The organism is Exiguobacterium sp. SRB7LM (genome assembly GCF_015712685.1).
GTDB classification, from domain to species: Bacteria; Bacillota; Bacilli; order Exiguobacteriales; family Exiguobacteriaceae; genus Exiguobacterium; species Exiguobacterium profundum.
This window is the reverse complement of record NZ_VWVR01000006.1, coordinates 1,202,828-1,222,187: the sequence shown is the minus strand read 5'-3', so window position 1 is coordinate 1,222,187 and position 19,360 is coordinate 1,202,828. Positions and strand designations below refer to the sequence as shown.

24 protein-coding genes are annotated in these 19,360 nt (G+C 46.5%); 17 read left to right on the top strand and 7 right to left on the bottom strand.

Annotated elements, in window-relative coordinates:
- Position 1 precedes the first annotated feature (1 nt).
- Genes thpR through F3H97_RS07085 form a run of 4 tightly spaced genes read left to right on the top strand, consistent with a single transcriptional unit; the run spans position 2 to position 4,415 of the window.
- A complete protein-coding gene (gene thpR, locus F3H97_RS07100; protein WP_159562557.1) occupies positions 2 to 577 on the top strand; it encodes an RNA 2',3'-cyclic phosphodiesterase in 576 nt (191 codons plus the stop codon).
- Positions 547 to 1,386 carry an NERD domain-containing protein gene (locus F3H97_RS07095; RefSeq protein WP_078147217.1) on the top strand — a complete coding sequence of 280 codons (840 nt, stop codon included), beginning with the start codon at positions 547 to 549 and terminating at the stop codon, positions 1,384 to 1,386. The genes thpR and F3H97_RS07095 overlap by 31 nt, the downstream gene beginning before the upstream one ends.
- Before the next feature lie 19 nt (positions 1,387 to 1,405).
- Positions 1,406 to 3,571, top strand: coding sequence for a type I pullulanase (gene pulA, locus F3H97_RS07090; RefSeq protein ID WP_196430930.1), 2,166 nt, complete (start codon positions 1,406 to 1,408; stop codon positions 3,569 to 3,571).
- Positions 3,572 to 3,620: 49 nt separating this feature from the next.
- On the top strand, positions 3,621 to 4,415 hold the full coding sequence (locus F3H97_RS07085) for a phosphotransferase family protein (protein WP_196431853.1): 795 nt from the start codon (positions 3,621 to 3,623) through the stop codon (positions 4,413 to 4,415).
- A 35-nt stretch (positions 4,416 to 4,450) separates the two neighbouring features.
- On the opposite strand, the gene F3H97_RS15180 is transcribed toward F3H97_RS07085, so the two are convergent.
- Positions 4,451 to 4,561, bottom strand: coding sequence for a hypothetical protein (locus F3H97_RS15180; RefSeq protein WP_012726769.1), 111 nt, complete (start codon positions 4,559 to 4,561; stop codon positions 4,451 to 4,453).
- A gap of 138 nt (positions 4,562 to 4,699) precedes the next feature.
- On the opposite strand from F3H97_RS15180, the gene trmB reads away from it, so the two are divergent.
- Positions 4,700 to 5,347: a tRNA (guanosine(46)-N7)-methyltransferase TrmB gene (gene trmB / locus F3H97_RS07080; RefSeq protein ID WP_196430929.1), complete on the top strand. Its 648-nt coding sequence runs from the start codon at positions 4,700 to 4,702 to the stop codon at positions 5,345 to 5,347.
- Positions 5,348 to 5,452: 105 nt separating this feature from the next.
- Positions 5,453 to 5,962 (top strand): hypothetical protein, encoded by a 510-nt coding sequence (locus F3H97_RS07075; RefSeq protein WP_230872823.1) that lies wholly within the window; start codon positions 5,453 to 5,455, stop codon positions 5,960 to 5,962.
- Positions 5,963 to 6,000: 38 nt separating this feature from the next.
- Here F3H97_RS07075 and dhaM read toward each other — a convergent pair whose 3' ends face one another.
- The 4 genes from dhaM to F3H97_RS07055 all read right to left on the bottom strand — a co-directional run bounded on the left by dhaM (position 6,001) and on the right by F3H97_RS07055 (position 8,354).
- Positions 6,001 to 6,351, bottom strand: a complete 351-nt coding sequence (gene dhaM / locus F3H97_RS07070) for a dihydroxyacetone kinase phosphoryl donor subunit DhaM (RefSeq protein ID WP_255541909.1) — start codon at positions 6,349 to 6,351, stop codon at positions 6,001 to 6,003.
- Between the two features lie 10 nt (positions 6,352 to 6,361).
- Positions 6,362 to 6,949 (bottom strand): dihydroxyacetone kinase subunit DhaL, encoded by a 588-nt coding sequence (gene dhaL / locus F3H97_RS07065; RefSeq protein WP_370148738.1) that lies wholly within the window; start codon positions 6,947 to 6,949, stop codon positions 6,362 to 6,364.
- A gap of 22 nt (positions 6,950 to 6,971) precedes the next feature.
- Entirely contained in the window at positions 6,972 to 7,949 is a 978-nt protein-coding gene (gene dhaK, locus F3H97_RS07060; protein WP_196430928.1) for a dihydroxyacetone kinase subunit DhaK, read from the bottom strand.
- Positions 7,950 to 8,051: 102 nt separating this feature from the next.
- A complete protein-coding gene (locus F3H97_RS07055; RefSeq protein ID WP_012726763.1) occupies positions 8,052 to 8,354 on the bottom strand; it encodes a PepSY domain-containing protein in 303 nt (100 codons plus the stop codon).
- A 138-nt stretch (positions 8,355 to 8,492) separates the two neighbouring features.
- Between F3H97_RS07055 and F3H97_RS07050 the strand changes: the two genes are divergently transcribed.
- Together F3H97_RS07050 and F3H97_RS07045 are read left to right on the top strand one after the other, a co-directional pair.
- A complete protein-coding gene (locus F3H97_RS07050) occupies positions 8,493 to 9,566 on the top strand; it encodes a M42 family metallopeptidase (RefSeq protein WP_196430927.1) in 1,074 nt (357 codons plus the stop codon).
- 151 nt (positions 9,567 to 9,717) lie between these two features.
- A complete protein-coding gene (locus tag F3H97_RS07045; RefSeq protein ID WP_196430926.1) occupies positions 9,718 to 10,734 on the top strand; it encodes a PTS sugar transporter subunit IIC in 1,017 nt (338 codons plus the stop codon).
- 34 nt (positions 10,735 to 10,768) lie between these two features.
- Here the strand turns inward: F3H97_RS07045 and F3H97_RS07040 are convergent, their stop codons facing one another.
- Entirely contained in the window at positions 10,769 to 11,101 is a 333-nt protein-coding gene (locus tag F3H97_RS07040) for a hypothetical protein (protein WP_196430925.1), read from the bottom strand.
- 115 nt (positions 11,102 to 11,216) lie between these two features.
- Between F3H97_RS07040 and F3H97_RS07035 the strand changes: the two genes are divergently transcribed.
- The 6 genes from F3H97_RS07035 to F3H97_RS07010 all read left to right on the top strand — a co-directional run bounded on the left by F3H97_RS07035 (position 11,217) and on the right by F3H97_RS07010 (position 15,703).
- Positions 11,217 to 11,528, top strand: coding sequence for a thioredoxin family protein (locus F3H97_RS07035; RefSeq protein ID WP_196430924.1), 312 nt, complete (start codon positions 11,217 to 11,219; stop codon positions 11,526 to 11,528).
- 6 nt (positions 11,529 to 11,534) lie between these two features.
- Positions 11,535 to 12,329, top strand: coding sequence for a DUF1444 domain-containing protein (locus F3H97_RS07030; protein WP_196430923.1), 795 nt, complete (start codon positions 11,535 to 11,537; stop codon positions 12,327 to 12,329).
- A 54-nt stretch (positions 12,330 to 12,383) separates the two neighbouring features.
- The gene (gene ytpR, locus F3H97_RS07025; RefSeq protein ID WP_159562551.1) at positions 12,384 to 12,998 is read left to right on the top strand and encodes a YtpR family tRNA-binding protein; all 615 of its coding nucleotides are present in this window, start codon (positions 12,384 to 12,386) and stop codon (positions 12,996 to 12,998) included.
- Between the two features lie 54 nt (positions 12,999 to 13,052).
- The gene (locus F3H97_RS07020; RefSeq protein WP_196430922.1) at positions 13,053 to 13,760 is read left to right on the top strand and encodes a hypothetical protein; all 708 of its coding nucleotides are present in this window, start codon (positions 13,053 to 13,055) and stop codon (positions 13,758 to 13,760) included.
- Between the two features lie 85 nt (positions 13,761 to 13,845).
- Positions 13,846 to 15,153: a UDP-N-acetylmuramate--L-alanine ligase gene (gene murC / locus F3H97_RS07015; RefSeq protein WP_196430921.1), complete on the top strand. Its 1,308-nt coding sequence runs from the start codon at positions 13,846 to 13,848 to the stop codon at positions 15,151 to 15,153.
- Positions 15,154 to 15,250: 97 nt separating this feature from the next.
- Positions 15,251 to 15,703 carry a Dps family protein gene (locus F3H97_RS07010; RefSeq protein ID WP_012726754.1) on the top strand — a complete coding sequence of 151 codons (453 nt, stop codon included), beginning with the start codon at positions 15,251 to 15,253 and terminating at the stop codon, positions 15,701 to 15,703.
- A gap of 44 nt (positions 15,704 to 15,747) precedes the next feature.
- On the opposite strand, the gene F3H97_RS07005 is transcribed toward F3H97_RS07010, so the two are convergent.
- Entirely contained in the window at positions 15,748 to 16,860 is a 1,113-nt protein-coding gene (locus F3H97_RS07005; RefSeq protein WP_196430920.1) for an aminopeptidase, read from the bottom strand.
- Between the two features lie 169 nt (positions 16,861 to 17,029).
- Between F3H97_RS07005 and F3H97_RS07000 the strand changes: the two genes are divergently transcribed.
- From F3H97_RS07000 to F3H97_RS06990, 3 genes are all read left to right on the top strand, one after another.
- Entirely contained in the window at positions 17,030 to 17,542 is a 513-nt protein-coding gene (locus tag F3H97_RS07000) for a DUF948 domain-containing protein (RefSeq protein ID WP_196430919.1), read from the top strand.
- Positions 17,543 to 17,567: 25 nt separating this feature from the next.
- Complete coding sequence (locus F3H97_RS06995; RefSeq protein ID WP_196430918.1) at positions 17,568 to 18,116, top strand: YtxH domain-containing protein; 549 nt, start codon at positions 17,568 to 17,570, stop codon at positions 18,114 to 18,116.
- 132 nt (positions 18,117 to 18,248) lie between these two features.
- Positions 18,249 to 19,340 carry a bifunctional 3-deoxy-7-phosphoheptulonate synthase/chorismate mutase gene (locus tag F3H97_RS06990; protein ID WP_196430917.1) on the top strand — a complete coding sequence of 364 codons (1,092 nt, stop codon included), beginning with the start codon at positions 18,249 to 18,251 and terminating at the stop codon, positions 19,338 to 19,340.
- Positions 19,341 to 19,360 lie beyond the last annotated feature (20 nt).

Below are 19,360 nucleotides of genomic sequence, written 5' to 3'. Positions count from 1 at the left end.
GATGAGTACGCATTACTTTATTGCGATTCCCATTGAAGCGACTGAATTGGTTGACGTACAGCAAACCATCTTACCTTATTATTCGTATCGAAGAATCTATCGACCGGAAGAGTTCCATATGACAGTGCAATTTTTAGGAAGCGTGGATGGGGATGAATTAGACGAAGTAAAAGAAATCACGCGTAGAATTTGTGAGAAAACATTACCATTCACGTTGGAGTTTCGAGCTATCGACCATTTTGGGCGACCGGATCGGCCCCGCGTTTTGACCATCGTTCCGGATGACTCCGAACCCCTTCAACGGTTGGCGCATACCCTCCGCCATGAACTAGTTGATGTGATTCCAAGATTGGACCGGAAGTCGTTTGTCCCTCACGTGACGCTCGCTAAAAAATGGGGCGAAGGGGAGCGTGTCCCGTACGTCCCCCCTGAATTTCACGCGACGGAATCAGTAGAAGAATTAATTTTATATGAAGTACAGCCGACTCATACACCTGCTTACCGAGCAGTAGACGTATTTCCGCTAAGACGGCCAGAGGAGGATATATGGCAATCCCGGTTAAAATTTTTGACGTAATCTCAAAATATGAACGTGATGTATTAGATCAATATAATCGTTATTTGGAATATGTGGAATCCGATACGGCACGTCTACAGCGCCTTCATGAAAACAATCGCTTAAACCCGGTCGAAGTGCTCGAAATTGACCGACCGTGGTGGAAGTTTTGGGCGAAGACGGAACGAATCGAATTGGAGCCGAAGCCGCTCTCTGAATCACAATATCAAAAGTTGTTACGAGAGCGCCGGCATATCCAAAAGCTTCAATTCGCTTGTGAAGGGGTGCTTGAGACAGATTTACCGCATCTGGCGTTTATTCGTGACTTCGCTTATCGTGTGATGCGCACCGATTGGAACGAACGACACTTTTTCTTGTATCGACCGGTCATCGAATGGAATGGTGCGATGGTTGAATTGAGTCATGTCATCGTCGGACCAACGCACCTTTATATCGTAGAATGGCTTGAAGGCGATCGAAGCATCTATCACATATCGAAAGAGAAGACATGGGTTCATCAACCGCTGAAAGGGGAAAATACCCGTGTAGTGAACCCGCTGATTGCATTGACACGGACAGAGGAACTGATTCGTCAAGTTCTACCGCATTATGCGGGCGTGCTACAAAAAGTCGTCATTGCGACAAATGGATATTTTGATAACGTTCCAAGTGTTCGATCGACCCAATATATCGGTCGTAATGAATATACGGAATGGATGAAACAAGTGAACGGTCGTGCACCGATTGTAAAAGCACAGCAGATTCGTGACGTTGCTACTATATTAGAAGTGACTGCCAAGTTGCCGTTTCGTCAATTCATGGATCAGTGATTGAGAGGAAGGGACGCATATGCATCACACACCAGATCAAAAGACCGCCTCACATGTGACCATCGAGAGCGCGTCTTTCGTATCATTTGAGACCATACAACTTGAGATTGTGCGCGAATATGAATCCGTTCCAGTACAAATCGAACAGAATGGACGCCCGGTCGACTATCTCGTCGAGCAACAGTTTGTGACGGAATCCGGGAAGATCGAACAAATCCTTCGTTTAAACGAACCAATCTCTTTAGAAACGTTGTACACCGTTTACCATCCGGGTCATAAGACGACGGTTGTCGTACCACGAGAAATCGTCCGATCAGAGGAATTCGAACGTCGTTTCTCATATGATGGTCCACTCGGCGTATCGTTTACGCCGCACGGAATGGAAGTGACGGTATGGTCTCCGGTTGCTTTATCCATGTGGATTACAGTGCATGATGATACGAATCACAGAGAAATTGAGCGATTTCACATGAACCGCGGCGCACGCGGGGAATGGAGTGGTGAAATACCACAAGCGTTCCAAGGTATGTTTTATCGCTTAGAAGTGAAAACACCGGTCGATACGAGGCAAGTCGTCGATCCTTATGCGCGAGCCGTCAGTTTGAACGGTGAGTATGGCGTACTACAAGATGTCTCACGATTTGTCAATAAACAGGTCGAACGAGCCGCGCGCCCGCCTTTATGGAAGGCAACGGATGCCGTCATCTATGAACTGCACATCCGGGATTTTACAAGCCATCCCTCATCGATGAGTCAATTGAAAGGACTATACGGTGGGGTATCTGAAAAAGGAGTTCGGACGAAGGAAGGCAATAGTGCCGGACTCGACTATTTAAAAGAACTTGGCGTGACCCATGTCCAGTTGCTTCCTGTTCATGATTTTGGAAGTGTCGATGAGACAACGCGTATGCCGTACAACTGGGGCTATGACCCGATTCATTGGTTCGGACTTGAAGGAAGTTATGCCTCAAGACCGGATGTGCCGATGAGTCGTGTGTTCGAATATGCGACACTCGTCTCTGACTTGCATCAAGCTGGTCTTCGAGTCGTTACAGACGTCGTGATGAATCATATTTATATTCGAGAACAATCCCCACTCGAAGCGCTCGTACCATACTATTATTTTCGATACGAGCACGACGGGACGATAGCGAACGGAACCGGTGTCGGGAATGACACGGCGTCAGAACGCTATATGATGCGACGTATGATTGTCGACTTCGTGACGTATTTCGCAACAACCTATCAAGTGGATGGGTTCCGCTTCGATTTAATGGGGATTCATGATGTCGAAACGATGAATCAAGTACGGGCCGCGCTCGATAAGGTTGATCCCTCAATTCTCGTCTATGGAGAAGGGTGGGACTTGGCGACACCGCTTGGACAGTCATTGAAGGCGACGTCACAAAATGCTGCACGCATGCCTCGCATCGGACATTTCAACGATATGATTCGAGATGCGTTGAAGGGGTCGACGTTTAATGACAGGGAACGTGGATTCATCTCCGGGAATGAGTGGCGAGAGTGGGAACTTCGAGAATGTCTTACTGGAGCCGTCCACATTCCGAACGTAACGGTCGGTCGTTTCCCGAGTCCGACCTATTCCATCAATTATGCCGAAGCTCACGACAACTATACGATCTATGACAAGTTAATGTTGTCTTGTGAAGGAGTCGATGAAACGACTCGTCTTGCCATGCAACGTCTTGCTAATGCGGTCGTCATCACATCCCAAGGCATCCCGTTCATCCATGCCGGTCAAGAGTTTGGGCGGACGAAACAGGGTGTCGAAAATAGCTATAATTCACCCGATCACATCAATCATTTTGATTGGGATCTTCGTGACACACGAATCAAAGACATCGAGTATGTGAAGACGCTCTTGAAGTTACGGCGACTCCATACATGTTTCCGGTATGATTCCAGACAAGAAGTCATTGACCATTTCACGTTTCTCCCATCGCCTCCTGGCGTCATTATCTATGAATTGACGGCCAGTCATTCTTATGATGCGTGGCAACGGGTACGCGTCTATGTGAACGGTACGTTCGACTCGCTTTCATTCGAGAGCGATGCGAAATGGAACGTATACGTTCAAGGAGAAACGGCGAGTCTCGTTCCGCTCGCACGAAACCCAACACACATTCAAGTCGAGTCGTTGTCAATGACGATTCTCGCGTGTTAAGATGTTGATTGTATCTCTTTAATTCAAGTAAGATTTGAGCGTGATGAATATGTATTCAGATATAGTCGGTGCGCTCGGGAAAGAGTGGACAGTCGCTTCAGCCGGAGGCATTACGGGCGAAGCGTATGTAGCGACGACGCGCCAACAGAAGATTTTTGTCAAACGAAATTCTTCTCCGTTTTTGGCGATCTTGTCAGCGGAAGGAATCGTACCAAAGCTTCTTTGGACAAAGCGAATGTTTAATGGGGACGTGTTAAGCGCCCAACAATTTATCGAAGGCCGCGAACTTTCACCAGAAGATATGAAACGACCTGATGTCGCGGCGCAACTCGGAAAGATTCATAACTCGAAAGAGCTATTATTCATGTTGCAACAGCTGAACCACACACCGGTGACGCCGCACTTGTTGCTCCGTCAGTGTGAGGCATATGAACAAGATGAAACAGACCCAATCATCGGAGAAGCCATTCAATGGCTAAAACACCATTTGCCAAAAGTCGACGAGCAAGAATTCGTCGTCTGTCATTCTGATTTAAACCATAATAATTGGATTGAGGATGAGAGCGGCCTACTCTACTTGACGGATTGGGATGATGCGATCATTGCAGACCGCGCGTTCGATTTGGCGATGGTTGTATATAGCTATATGGATGAAGTGGAGTGGGAGCGCTGGTTCTCTCATTACGGGGTACGTGTCTCGAGTGAGCTCCATAATCGAATGCATTGGTATGCAATCGCCCAGACGATTTTGACAATCTATGGGGAAGAGAATGACTCTGCGCGAACTGAAGGATTTCATGTATTACGTGAGCTGATGGACGAGGCGTACGAACGAATCAATTAAAAGGGATGGCTGTTCGCCACCCCTTTTTGAATGTGTTAAATGTCATCTGGATTCATAAAGTAAGCCCAAACGAACGTTGCGATGACACCAGCAAAAAACGTCAGTGGAGCTGCGTAAAAAATAAGGAACTGATCTAAAGTACTCATTGTATTTAACCTCCTTGTGAAGGATGATTCACGTTCATTAAACTATGATTTCGTGTATAATCGCAAGAGGACTGCTCGTCCGTAACGTGCATATTCCCATTAAACTTGAACATTTGATGAACGAAAGGTAGGATTTTCATGCGTTTACGACATAAGCCTTGGGCAAAAGAATATATGGAAGCTCAAGAACATGTATTTATTCAACATCCTGAACAGATGAAAGGTAACTGGAGCACTGAATTCGGGAATGACCACCCGCTCTTTATCGAGGTCGGTTCAGGAAAAGGACAATTTATTTTAGGGATGGCGAAACAACACCCGGATGTGAACTTCATTGCAATCGAGTTGTTTGAGAGCGTAGCCGTTTCCATCGTACAAAAATTAGTCGAAACCCCGATGCCGAACGTGAGAGTATTGACGGTCGATGCGAAACGACTCGTCGACTACTTTGAAGCGGGGGAAGTCGATCGCGTATACTTAAACTTCTCCGATCCGTGGCCAAAGACACGACATGCGAAACGACGTCTAACGTATAAGACGTTTTTGGCGACATATGAGGCGATTCTTCCGAAAGCAGGAGAGATTCATTTCAAGACGGACAACCGTGGATTGTTTGAATATTCGCTTCAGAGTATGAGTCAATACGGGATGTTCTTCACAGAAATTTCACTAGATTTACATGTCAATGAACCAGAAGATAATATTCGAACAGAGTATGAAGAGCGCTTTAGTGCGCTCGGTCAGCCGATTTACCGAATGGAAGCCGTATTCCGTCCGAAAAATTGACACGCTTTTTTCTTATTTTAATAGTATTTTCTTCACACTTTTTTCTTTCTTCTTGGTACAATAGGAATGACGCTAAACTGGAATAAGAGAAGGGGGAACATGGGGATGTTGAAAAAAGCATGGGCAAGCCTGCTTGCAGTAATCTTCATTCTAACAATCGCACCAATGAATACCTCAGCGAACGAAGCGTTCTTAGACGCTCTCGAAGAGGATTTGAAAGCAACGCATTATGACTATAAAGAAGGAACAGCTGAAATCATCAAAGAAGAGACGCTTCGCCATTCAAACGGCAACGAAGTCATCGCGGCTGTCGTAGAGCTCGATACGATTCGTGATGGGATCTTCATCACACGTAAAACCGAGTACCATTACTTTGATGCGACAGACAACAAGATTCTTACATCAGCGGATCTCGTAGAAGTAGAAGGAGCCTCAGAGTTTGCGGACGCGAACATCGACATGCTCGGTCAACAGATCGTCTATTGGTTACCGGTATTGGTCTTGCTTCTATTGATTGCGATTCCAGCACTCATTTTGTTCTTGGTCGTACCACGTTTCTATTCAACAAGTTCATATATGAATGCCGTGTATGAAAAGAATGACAACCCAAGATAAGACATGAAAGTACCCCGTTCAAGAGAACGGGGTACTTTTTACTGTTGTTTTAACTGTCTGACGATATCAGTTAGTGACATCCCATTTCCTGAAGAGACGGAGGCGATGAAGGCACTCTCGACAATTGGACCATCGAAAAATTCGACATGTTTGTCACCTTCGTACATATCGATGGCGAGTTCCGCATTCATTGTCGCCGATCCGATATCACTGAGGAGAAGTGCTTCTCCTTCGACCTGATCGAGCGCCGATAAGATGCGATTTACATCCGTTCCGATAGCGCCATCCTCAAGGCCACCAGCTAGATGAATGGGCACGGACGGTGCCATTTCCTTCATCAAATCTTGGATGCCTTCCGCAATTTTTGCGCTGTGCGAGACGATGATCAATTCAACGATGTCAATCGACCTCCTTCATAATTGCAGCCAAAAGGATTGAGCTAGAAAGGGCACCCGGATCAACGGTTCCGCGAGAGTTTTCTCCGAAATAAGAGGCTCTTCCTTTCGTGGCCACCATATCTTCTGTTTTTTGGACAAGCGCGTCTAATTTCTGTTTATAATCTTCCCCTTGTTGGACTTGCTCGAGGAACGGGTCCCAAACGTCGACCATCGTTTTTTGACCGACTTCCGATTTCCCTCGTGCTTTGATAGAATTCGAACCTTCCTGAAGCGCCTCCTTGAGTAAGCCAAAGTCCGCTTCGGTCGCATCCCCGAACTTGTTTGCCATCTTCACGAAAGCTGAACCGTATAAAGGTCCGGCCGCACCGCCGACTTTCGACATGAGGGTCATCCCGACCTTTTTACTAAGTGCCCCAAGAGAGTCATAATCCTCATCTAAAATAGTAGAGACCGCATCAAAACCACGAGACATGTTGATCCCATGGTCACCGTCGCCGATGGCCCGGTCTAAATCGGTCAACGTATCCTTTTGCTCTTCGATGCCAACTTGTGCGTCGCGTAACGCCTGCTTCATCCGATCAATCGTCAACATAAACCAAACACCTCATTTATTAAATTTTGAATCCGAGTGCTGCTGAAGGAGCGTCGAGATACGTCGTCATCTCATCATCGAGAGGGAGTAACGTGATGGAGAACCCATGCATCTCGAGTGAAGTCATGTAGTTGCCGACATACTTCCGTTTGAGGGTATATCCAGCAGCTTCAAGTTTTTCTGCAACGAAATGATACGTCACATACAGCTCAGATAGTGGTGTTCCACCCATTCCATTCACCATGACGGCAACTTCTCCTGGCTCGACTTCTTTTTTCAGGTGACTGAGGAGGTCGTCGACGATTTGGTCGACATCACTCGTCGGTTTCCGTTCAACACCTCGTTCCCCGTGAATCCCGATGCCGATCTCCATCTCTTCCTCGTTCAAGTCGAACCCAGGTTTACCGCTCACCGGCATATAACAAGGTTCGACTGCCATCCCCATGGAGCGAACGTGAGACGCTACTTTCTCGGCGATGGATTTGACTTCTTCGAGTGACTTCCCGCTAGCAGCGGCAGCTCCCGCGATTTTATGGACGAAGACGGTTCCGGCTACCCCTCTGCGATCTTCTTTGTTCGAAATGGCGACGTCATCTGCGACGACGACGTGGTCGACTTTGATGCCGTCTCCTTCGGCCAGTTCTGCGGCGAGCTCAAAGTTCATCACGTCGCCGGAATAATTTTTCACAATCAAGAGAACACCCTTTCCGCCGTCAGCTGCTTTGATTCCTTCAAGCACCATGTCCGGAGTAGGAGAGGTGAACACTTCCCCACAAACTGCCGCATCGAGCATACCGTCCCCGACATATCCGGCGTGTGCTGGCTCGTGACCACTACCGCCTCCAGAGACGAGACCGACTTTTCCAGACTTCGCTCCGTCAGCCCGACAGATGACATTCACACCGTCGACTCGACCATACACTTCAGGATGGGCATGGACCATCCCTTCAACCATTTGCGATACGAGTTCACTTGCTTCACCGATTAGCTTCTTCACGCGAGATCACTCCTTTTTTAAATTGAAAACTACCAATTTCAATTTTCCACTCTTTCAAGGGAACTAAACAAAAAAACCGACGAATCATTCGTCGGTTTCGTATCATGCATATTCGAGTAATGCGCCAGTCTCAGAGTCGACTGTAAACTCATATGTTTTCTCTTCATCGTTCTCAAGAACCGAGATGCCACCTTTGTAGACGTCGTATTCACGGCCGTCGTATGTGTAGATCTCCGGTGATGCAGAAATCCATGCCCCTTGGACATGACCTTTTGCTGAGAAAGCGCGTTTTGTATACTCTAACGCGTTTTCTGCAGATAAGCTACGTTCATCTAAAGCTTTTTTCGTCATAAGTGCGGCAATGACGGCAACCCCGATTCCAATAAACCAATACCTTTTTTTCATATGACTACCTCCCCTTGAACTATGGCTATCATGTACATCGTACCAAAACCTGTACCCGAATGGAATGAAAAGCATTCGCATCCTGTCAAAACTTTTGTATATAATGAGACAAGAACGGTTAGGAAAGGATGATGAAAGATGGATCAGAAGACGAGAGATTTATTTAAGACGCTAACAGAACTCCCCGGAGCTCCTGGGTTCGAGTCTGAAGTTCGTCAATTTGTACGCGGACGAATTGAACCCCATTCAGATGAGGTTGTCACGGATGGCATCGGATCAATTTTTGGGAAACGTGTCGGAGATGAGTCGGGACCGAAAGTCATGGTAGCCGGACATATGGATGAGGTCGCTTTTATGGTGACACGGATTACCGAGAACGGCATGCTTTACATACAACCACTCGGTGGCTGGTGGAGCCAAGTGCTCATGGCACAACGCTTCGACATCATCACGTCGAACGGTAAAATCCCGGGTGTCGTCGCTTCGACACCGCCTCATTTGTTAGGACCAGATGCGATGAGTAAGCCGATGGACATCAAGCAGATGTTTATCGACATCGGAGCAGATTCTAAAGAAGAAGCAGAGTCATGGGGTGTACGTCCAGGGGTCCCTGCTGTCCCATCGAGCGCATTCACCCCACTTCATCACCCGAAAAAGATTATGGCCAAAGCTTGGGACAACCGTTATGGCGTCGGTCTTGCGATCGAATTGATGGAAGAAACGACAAAAGCCGATCACCCGAACATCTTGTTCTCGGGTGCTACCGTACAAGAAGAAGTCGGACTACGGGGAGCGCAGACGGCATCTGAATTGATTCAGCCAGATGTGGCACTCGTACTCGATGCTTCACCGGCAAATGATGCCTCAGGGAGTAAAACGGAGTTCGGTCAGCTCGGTGAGGGAGCTTTGATTCGAATTCTAGATCGCGTCATGGTCATGTCTCCTGAAATGCGTGATTTCTTACTCGATACGGCTTCAGACGAAAACATTAAAACACAATATTTCGTCTCACCAGGCGGTACCGATGCGGGGCGCGTTCACATGAGCGGAGAAGGGGTGCCGACAGCCGTCATTGGCGTCGCATCTCGTTATATCCATACGCATGCTTCAATTCTTCATACGGATGACTATGATGCAGCAAAAGCGTTACTCAAAGCGTTAGTCAAGCGACTTGATCGTTCGACACTTGAAACGCTACGTCCATCTCGTTAAATCAAACATTCCGTTCACTCGAAAGATGAGTGGACGGTTTTTTTTGTGGATGTTCTTGCTATTTCATGAAAACGTCTTATACTGATAAAGGTGTTTATACATCTATTTTACTCATGACAAGACACCTGTATAAGTGTAAGGAGGATATGTTATGTTCAAGAAAAAAGGAATCTCATTGAGCCCGTCGCTTTATTTTGTGACGGCGCTAAGTTATATGGCACTAGGTTTGTTTAGTACATTAATCATCGGTCTGATCATGAAAACAATCGGAGGTCAGCTCGAAGGGACGACATTCTCAGGGATGAGTGCCACATTGATTCAAATCGGGGATGTTGCCATGAGCTTGACCGGACCTGCAATCGGGATTGCCATCGCCTATGCGCTAGAGGCGCCGCCGCTCATTTTGTTTTCCGCGCTCGTTGTCGGGGCATTTGGATATGAGTTCGGACCGGCAGGAAGCTACGTTGCGACGATTCTTTCGGTCGAAGTCTCAAAACTTGTCTCTAAATCGACGAGGCTAGATATTCTAGTGACGCCGTTCACTACGATTGCCGTAGGCTATTTCACAGCAACGTATATCGGCAAGTATGTCGGTCTGTTCATGACGCAACTCGGTGGTTGGATTGAATGGGGGACGGAGCAACAGCCGTTGTTCATGGGAGTGGTCGTCGCGACATTGATGGGACTTGCGTTAACGGCACCGATTTCAAGTGCTGCCATCGCATTGATGCTCGGTTTGAACGGGATTGCCGCTGGTGCAGCAACTGTCGGTTGTGCGGCTCAGATGATCGGCTTTGCCATCACGAGTTATCGTGATAACGGAGTCGGTGGGGCGATTGCTCAAGGGATCGGCACCTCGATGCTTCAAGTCGGGAACATTGTGAAAAACCCTTGGATTCTCCTTCCGCCGACAATGGCCGGTGCTGTATTGGCACCAATCGCGATTCTGTTGTTTGAATTGGAAAGTGTCGCTGCGGGGGCGGGCATGGGAACAAGTGGGCTTGTCGGTCCAATCGTCATGCTCGAAACAATGGGCTTTACTTGGTACACCTTTCTCGTCGTCATTGGTTTCCTCATAATCGGACCAGCTCTATTGAGCTACGCGGTATACGCAGTCTTGCGAAGAACCGGTCGGATTCAACCGAATGATTTAAAAATTGACTACTAAAGAAGAGCAACGTTTCGAGGAACGTTGCTCTTTTTCATCCAATTCCAAACCACATTTTAACGGACTCAACCGTCTCACGTGGGACGCGGAAACTGATTAGGAATAACATGAGCACGATCACGTAAATCGGAATCAAGAAGCGCTTTCGAATGATGGGTAAGTGACGCACCAATTTCTTGAGAATTTTTTCTAGCACATAAATGATGGCAAAACCGACGACAAGCCAAATCAAGATCTCTAGTCTCGTTTTATCGGTGTCAATAAACAAATAGCCGTATCGCAAAATGGCAAGCATTCCAAAAACACCGACCATCTGTTCAAGAGGGTGTTTCATTTCAGGGTTTAACGTTTCACGTGTTAATTTCATTCAGCTTCACCTGTTTCAACTAGTTTCGGCTTTGATTATAACAAACAGCAGAGCAGAATGTGTGACTTGACTTATGCTATTATAAGTGAGGAAAAAACGAACAGGAGTGATAATCATGAAACGACTATCCACAATGGCAGAATATATGGAAGCAAAAGAAGCGAAAAGTGTCCTTATGTTTTCGGCGACATGGTGTGGGGATTGCCGATTCCTTGACCCATTCATGCCAGAAATCGAGAAGAAATTTGAAGCATGGACGTTCTATTACGTCGATCGTGACGAGTTCATGGAACTTGCGCAAGAACTTGATATTTTTGGCATCCCAAGCTTTGTTGCGTTTGAAAATGGCAAAGAGGTTGATCGCTACGTCGGTCGTGAACGGAAGACGCCGGAACAGGTTGAAGCTTTCTTGAACGGATTAGGGTGAGTCTTCATGGAACGGAATGAGCTAAGACGTTATCTAGAATCGCATTTTAATGAGGAATACCGTACTTCTTACGACCGTGAGAATGAGGTACTGCGCGTCGAACGAAAATCTGACCGTTTTGGGGTCAATATTCGCCTTGCACCGATTGTGGCAAAGGCAAAGACACGCGGTAAGGTTGCCGTCGATGAAGTCATCGAGTATATCGAATCGGCGATGAAGGCGGACGATCAGATCTCCCTCACCGGAACTGAAGATGGCATCTATCCTGTCATTCGCTCGAACTCCTTCTCGAAGACGACAAAAAATGGAGAAGCACTTGCTTTTACTCCGCATACGGCCGAAACCGCTATTTTTTATGCGCTGGACCGCGGGAACGGGTATCGATTGATTGAAGAACGCCACCTTTCGGATGAGATGACGCTCGACCGCATCGAACGAATCGCCCGTGAGAATGTGAAAAAACTACCGACCGAGATGAAGCAAGACGAAGTGGCTGGGAATCCCTTCTACTTCTTATCAACTCGCGATGGCTACGAGGCGTCTCGTGTGTTAAATGATGAGTTTCTCCGGATGATGGAACGACGGATTGAAGGGGATATGCTCGTCGGTGTCCCACATCAGGATGTGATGATCGTTGCGGACATTCGAAATGACCAAGGGTATGATGCGATGCAGCAATTGATGTTTGATTTCTTCACAAATGGTCGGATTCCTATAACTGCACTCGCCTTTCACTATGAGGCGGGGGAACTTGAACCGATTTTTATTGTCGGAAAAAAGACCCCGCCATCGAACACATAATCTGATAAAATAAGTGAGATGAGTTTGAAAGAAGGGACGTAGGAACGTATGCAAATGAATGTGTTTTACAACCGAGAAGGAATCGGTGATGTACTCATGGTGTTGTTGAAAGAAGGAGAAAGACATCATCAATCTGTCGAGCGAACGGGAGATGTGGCAATCGTCAAGTCAGCAGACGGGGAAGTGAACGGGTACAACCTGTTTCAAGCGAGTCAACATGTTGATGTGACAGGATGGAATGGTCCGGTTGAGTTGACAGTAGGATTAGTGGAGCAGTTGCAAAGCATCTTGAATGACAACGGGATTGAAGAGGACTTTTCGTGGGTTGACGTGACACCGAAGTTTGTCGTCGGTTATGTCGAAAGCGCAGTGAAGCACCCGGACGCTGACAAATTGTCGATCTGCCAAGTTCAAATCGACCAAGGGACTGTTCAGATTGTATGTGGCGCACCGAATGTAGCAACCGGACAAAAAGTCGTTGTCGCAAAACCGGGTGCGGTGATGCCCACTGGTTTGATTATCCGTCCATCTGCACTCCGCGGTGAGAGTTCACACGGGATGATTTGTTCTGCCCGTGAATTAAACCTTCCGAACGCCCCGCAAGAAAAAGGAATTTTAGTATTAGATGACGAATATGAAGTAGGTACAGCATTTAAAATCGGTCGCTAAATTCGACCGATTTTTTGTTAAATATGGATTGAGTGAAAAAGCGAGGAATCAAGTATGGATGCATATGAACGTTCACTGAAGCAACAAGCAGAGCGAATCAAACGAGAACTGTCGAAAGAAGGACAAAAAGGTTCCCCACCACCAAAGGTTGAGGCAGCCGAGGAATTCATTCCGTCCGACGTCCCGTCACCGATTTATGGATATGCTCGCCCCAAACCAAAGATTGTCCTACCGGTCGAACACTCTCCTGAAACGAGAGATGCGTATGATTCAGCAATGGAATCTACTCATTCTGCGACGGAAGAGCTGAACCGAGAGTCATCTACTGAAACCGTCTCTGAACCTGAATGGAGTGAAGAGTCCAACGAGCTGATTTCCGGGGAAATTGAAATTGAAGACAAATCGATTCTTGGTGAAGTTTCGATTCTTGATAATGGCTTTTCATCTGTTTTTATGCAATCAACAGATTTATCTCGTTCAAAAAAGGAGACAGTCGTGGAGGCTCAACAAGATGCCACTCCTCAAACTGACCTAGATATTGATGGATTGGCGGAACAAATTGGTCCGTCGATCGAGCAGATTGCAGAAACATTACAAACACCATCTGAACAGCAAGGAATGCCTTCTGACACAGATTTGACACCAGCGGTTCAAGTCTCATTTAAAGCGGATCAACCGCCTGTGAATGTGATGATGACGCCAAAAGATCGGATGGCGATGTACCGTAGCCGACGACTTGCACAAAAAAACAATAATCTGTAATAGCACGATTCTGTGAGTTTTGCTATAATGACAAAGGTTTGTCGCATTTTGACGAGCCGCAATGAATTAGGGGGGCTATTTACAGATGAACCGTTATCACTTCGTCGGAATTAAAGGAACGGGCATGAGTCCTTTAGCTCAAATTTTATTTGATATGAACAATGAGGTCCGTGGATCGGACGTTGAAAAAGCATTTTTTACAGAAGAAGCCTTGAACCGTAAAGGGATTGAAATTTTGCCATTCGATCCTGAAAATATTTCGGAAGACCAAATCGTTGTACAAGGAAACGCGTTCAGTGATGATCATCCAGAAATCGTGCGTGCACGTGAACTCGGATTGACGATTTATAAGTATTACGAGTTTTTAGGTGAACTCGCGAACCATTACACGAGCGTCGCCATCACTGGGTCGCACGGGAAAACGTCAACGACGGGATTACTTGCACACGTCATGCGTGGAATCGAACCGACATCGTTCTTAATCGGCGATGGAACGGGAGAGGGAGTGGCGGATTCGAAGAACTTTGTCTTCGAAGCTTGTGAGTACAAACGACATTTCTTATACTACCAACCAGACTACGCGATTATGACGAATATCGACTTTGACCATTCGGACTATTTCTCTGGTCTTGATGATGTCATTGACGCATTCCAAGAAATGGCGAAACAAGTGAAAAAAGGAATCATTGCTTGTGGCGATGATGAAAATCTTCAACACATCCAAGCAAACGTGCCGCTCGTCTATTACGGTTTCGGGACGCACAATGATTTCCGTGCTGAACAGGTCACATCGACAGAAAATGGAACGACATTTGATGTCTTTTTACGTGATGACTTCTACGGGACGTTCCGGATTCCTGGATATGGAGACCACAGCGTGTTGAATGCGCTTGCCGTCATTGCGACATGTGACTACGAGAACTTGCCGAAAGAATTGGTAAAAGAACGTCTTGAAACGTTCAACGGTGTAAAACGCCGATTCAGTGAATCGACGTTAAACGATCAAGTGCTTGTCGATGACTATGCGCATCATCCGCGTGAGATTAGTGCAACGGTAGAAGCAGCTCGGAAAAAGTATGGCAATCGAGAAGTCGTTGCAATCTTCCAACCACATACGTATACACGCTTGAAATCATTCATGGACGACTTTGCGACGGCATTGGCCGAAGCAGACACTGTCTATTTATGTGATATTTTCGGTTCCGCACGTGAGCAAGAAGGGACGGTCACCATCGAAGACCTTCAATCACGAATCGAAGGAGCACATATCTTAAAACGTGGTGGTACAAGCGTGTTACGCAACCATGCCGATGCCGTGCTCTTATTCATGGGTGCCGGTGATATTCAAACGTATCAGCGCGAATATGAAGAAGTTGTAAAACTTGAAGCGTAAGTGTGAAAGGGAGACGAAAGTCTCTCTTTTTTATGTTTAGCCATCCAAAATCTCGGTAATAGTAGTATCGATGAATATGACAAAGGAGATGTTAGGAATGGCTAGTCAAGTTGCACTCAACACCTTAAACAAAGAAGTAGCGAACTATGGATTGCTGTTTGTAAAACTTCATAATTATCACTGGTATATTAGTGGACCGCATTTCTTCACGTATCATGAAAAACTAGAAGAACTCTATAATTTAGTGGCAGAACTCTACGATGATGTGGCAGAACGACTCCTTATGAATGACGGCGAACCATTTGCGACGATGAAAGAGTATCTCGAACATTCAACGTTAAAAGAAGGCGATCGTCATGCCGAGACAGATCAGATGATTAAAGATATCATCAGTGACTTCAAACAAATCCGTCAAGAGATGCAAGATGCGATGGAGAAATTTGAGGACGGCGATGAGGCGATTGAAGATACATTCGTTTCTCATATCGAGCGACTCGAAAAAGAAATTTGGATGATGTCTGCCGCCCTCGGGAAGAAAACAAAATTATAAATATAAAGAATGGTGCACCTGAAAAAGGCGCACCATTCTTTATATTATTTCAAGTTTTCTGGATTGAGCGGAAGCAACGCATCGATGACGAAACGTCCATCTTTTCGGATGAGCACATCGTCGAACCAGATTTCGCCGCCACCGTAATCCGGGCGCTGGATGTTGACGAGATCCCAGTGGACAGATGAGTTGTTGCCGTTATAAGCCTCATCATACGCTTGACCAGGTGTGAAATGGAAGCTTCCATCAATTTTCTCATCGAAGAGAATATCCTTCATCGGATGTTGGATGTATGGGTTCACACCGATGGCGAACTCACCGACATAACGCGCACCTTCATCCGTGTTGAACACCTCATTGATCCGTTCTGTATCGTTCGCTGTCGCATCTACAATCTTCCCGTCTTTAAACGTCAACTTCACATTCTCAAACGTGAAGCCTTGATATGGAGATGGCGTATTGTATGTGATGACACCATTGACCGAGTCTTTGACCGGTGCTGTGAACACTTCACCGTCCGGAATGTTCATCTGACCAGAACACTTGATGGCTGGGATATCTAAAATCGAGAATGAAAGATCGGTACCTGGTCCTTTCAATGTCACGCGATCTGTCTTATTCATTAACTCGACTAGCGCATCCATCGCACGGTCCATTTTTCCGTAATCGAGTGTACAGACATTGAAATAGAAGTCTTCGAACGCTTCTGTCGATTTTCCAGCGAGTTGCGCCATCGATGGGGATGGATAGCGGAGAACGACCCATTTCGTTCCTTTAACACGGTCTTCGGTATGCATTTTCCCAAGTGTGGCACCGACAAGTTTTTGCTGTTCGCTTGGAACGTCTGACAACTCGTTAATGTTATCACCAGCACGTAAGCCGATGTAGGCATCCATTGCTTGCATCTGTTTACGTTCGATGTCGGCCATCAGTTCAAGTTGTTCACGGCTTGCGCCTGTATACAATTTACGTAAGATACGGCTCTCTTTTAAGAGAACGAAAGGATGTCCCCCTGCTTCGTATGCCTTTTCGACGAGTGCTTCAACGAGCGACTCTTCGACGCCGAAGTTCTCAATTAATACCTTTTCCCCCGGTTGTAGCTTGACGGAATAATTGATTAAACCGTCAGCTAATTGTGTAATTCTTGGATCTCTCACACGATCACCCCTAATTTTTTTTATGAATTTCTATTTTAGTGTAATCGAAAACACAAAAACGGGTAAAGGAATAATCATACCGAATGGCGAAAACGGTTGTAGCAAATCTTTTCAGTCATAATGGTGCTATAATGAAACAAGAAACGATTGAATAGGAGGAATGGATTGAATGGAGATCACATTAGGAGGCATCGCTGGGCTAATTGCGGCGCTCGCGTTTGTCGTACTCGTCATCTTCTTGGCGCGTGTCTTGTCGAATGTAAATCGTACACTCGGAAGCGTCGCCAATACGACCGAAAATTTAGAACGCCAGCTCGATGGAATCACGATGGAAGTGACGGCGCTCTTACATAAGACGAACCGTCTCGTAGACAACGTCGAAGAAAAAACAGAATTGCTCGCACCTGTCGCTCATGCGCTTGATGAGCTAGGGACATCATTGAACGAGGTAACCGAGTCTGTTCGTACCGTCTCGACTTCTGTCCACTCGGCAGCGGACGAAAACAAAGAACAGATTGCGCAAGCCGTCCGATGGGGATCGGTTGCGGTCGAATTGTTCAAGAAGAACAAACCTGAATCTTCTACTACAAAAGAACGTCCACGTCGTCGCACACGACGCGAGAAGAAAGCAGAAACACCTGTATCACCTGATTTGATTCAAACGGATGATAAGATCAAATAAGTTAATCTCGGGGAGGAACTCACACATGACAGACCAAAAGCAATCAACAGAACAGAATCAATCAAGTAGCGGATTTTTGACGGGTGTCATTCTCGGAGGGATTGTTGGAGCGGCAGTCGCGTTATTGACGTCTCCGAAAAACGGACGTGAAGTCCGGACGTACCTTGATGAGAAGACGTCAACATCGCGAGAGCGTCTGACTGTCAAATCGAAAGAGATGCGTGAGAAAGCAGAACCGGTCGTCGGGGAATGGATTAAAGTGGCGAGCGATAAGGCGGCACCTGTCCTCAATATCGTAAAAGATAAGGCACGCGAAGCTGCAGAATTGAAGCAACAAATCGATGAAGATGAGCTTTCGATTGAAGAGGCGATGGAAAAAGCAGATCAACTCGTTGCGGAAGCAGAATCGGAAGTGAAGGAACAGATGGACCGCGCGGCTGAAGAAGAAAAGCCATCGAACGCATCGGATTCAAAGTCTGACGATTCGCTCGAAGCACCTGTCAATGAGTTGCTCGACGAGGAATCGAAAGAAGAACTAGAAGATTTAAAGAAAGACTTAAAAAAAAATGATTAATTCGTAAGGACCGAATGGATTCGGTCCTTTTTTGGTGATTTTGTGACGTAGAAGGTTTCCTTATGACAAAGCGCACAAAGTTCGATATAATTAGGAATCTGGAAAGAACGGCTTAGGAATGAGAGGGAAACTATGAGTCCACAAGATCAATTGAATCGATTACGTCGAGAAATGGATGAATTGAACCATGAAATGCTCGACTTGCTTAGTCGGCGCGGTACACTTGCCGTCGAAATTGGAAAAATTAAACGTCTTCAAGGTGTCGAACGTTATGATCCGGTCCGAGAGCGAGAGATGCTTGATTTTATTGCCGCATCAAACCAAGGGCCGTTTGAAACGTCACGTCTTCAACATATCTTTAAAGAAGTCTTTAAAGCGTCTGCTGAATTACAAGGAGAAGATCGAGATAAAACGCTTCTCGTTTCGCGTAAACGTCAACCGGAAGACACGTTGGTCCATATGAAAGATGTGACGATCGGAAACGGCCGTCCACAATTGATTGCAGGACCATGTGCCGTAGAATCTTTCGAACAAGTGAATGCGGTCGCAGAAAAGCTTGCATTGTCTGGTGTTAAAATCATGCGAGGCGGTGCTTATAAACCGCGTACGTCACCTTACGATTTCCAAGGCTTAGGTTTTGAGGGATTGAAACTGTTAAAGACTGCAGCTGACCGACATGACCTACGAGTCATCACAGAAATCATGACTCCTGGCGCAGTGGAATCGGCGTTACCGTATGTTGACATCATTCAAGTCGGAGCTCGCAACATGCAGAACTTCGATTTGTTAAAAGAAGTTGGGAAGACAGACAAACCGGTCTTGTTGAAGCGCGGATTATCCGCTACAATCGAAGAGTTCATTTATGCGGCAGAGTACATTATGGCGAGCGGGAACAGCCAAGTCATCTTGTGCGAGCGGGGAATTCGAACGTATGAACGTGCGACACGCAATACGTTGGACATTACCGCTGTACCGATTTTGAAGCAAGAGACGCATCTGCCTGTTATGGTAGACGTCACGCATTCGACCGGTCGTCGTGATTTATTGTTGCCAGCTGCAAAAGCGGCCCTTGCAATCGGAGCTGACGGTGTGATGGTAGAATTGCACCCGAATCCGGCGATCGCCCTCTCGGACGCGCAACAACAATTGGACTTCGATCAATTCGATCAATTTGTGGAAGGACTCACGGTCCAGTTTCCCCAACTTGATTTGGTGAAAAAGTAAGCTTTCCAAATGGAAACGTT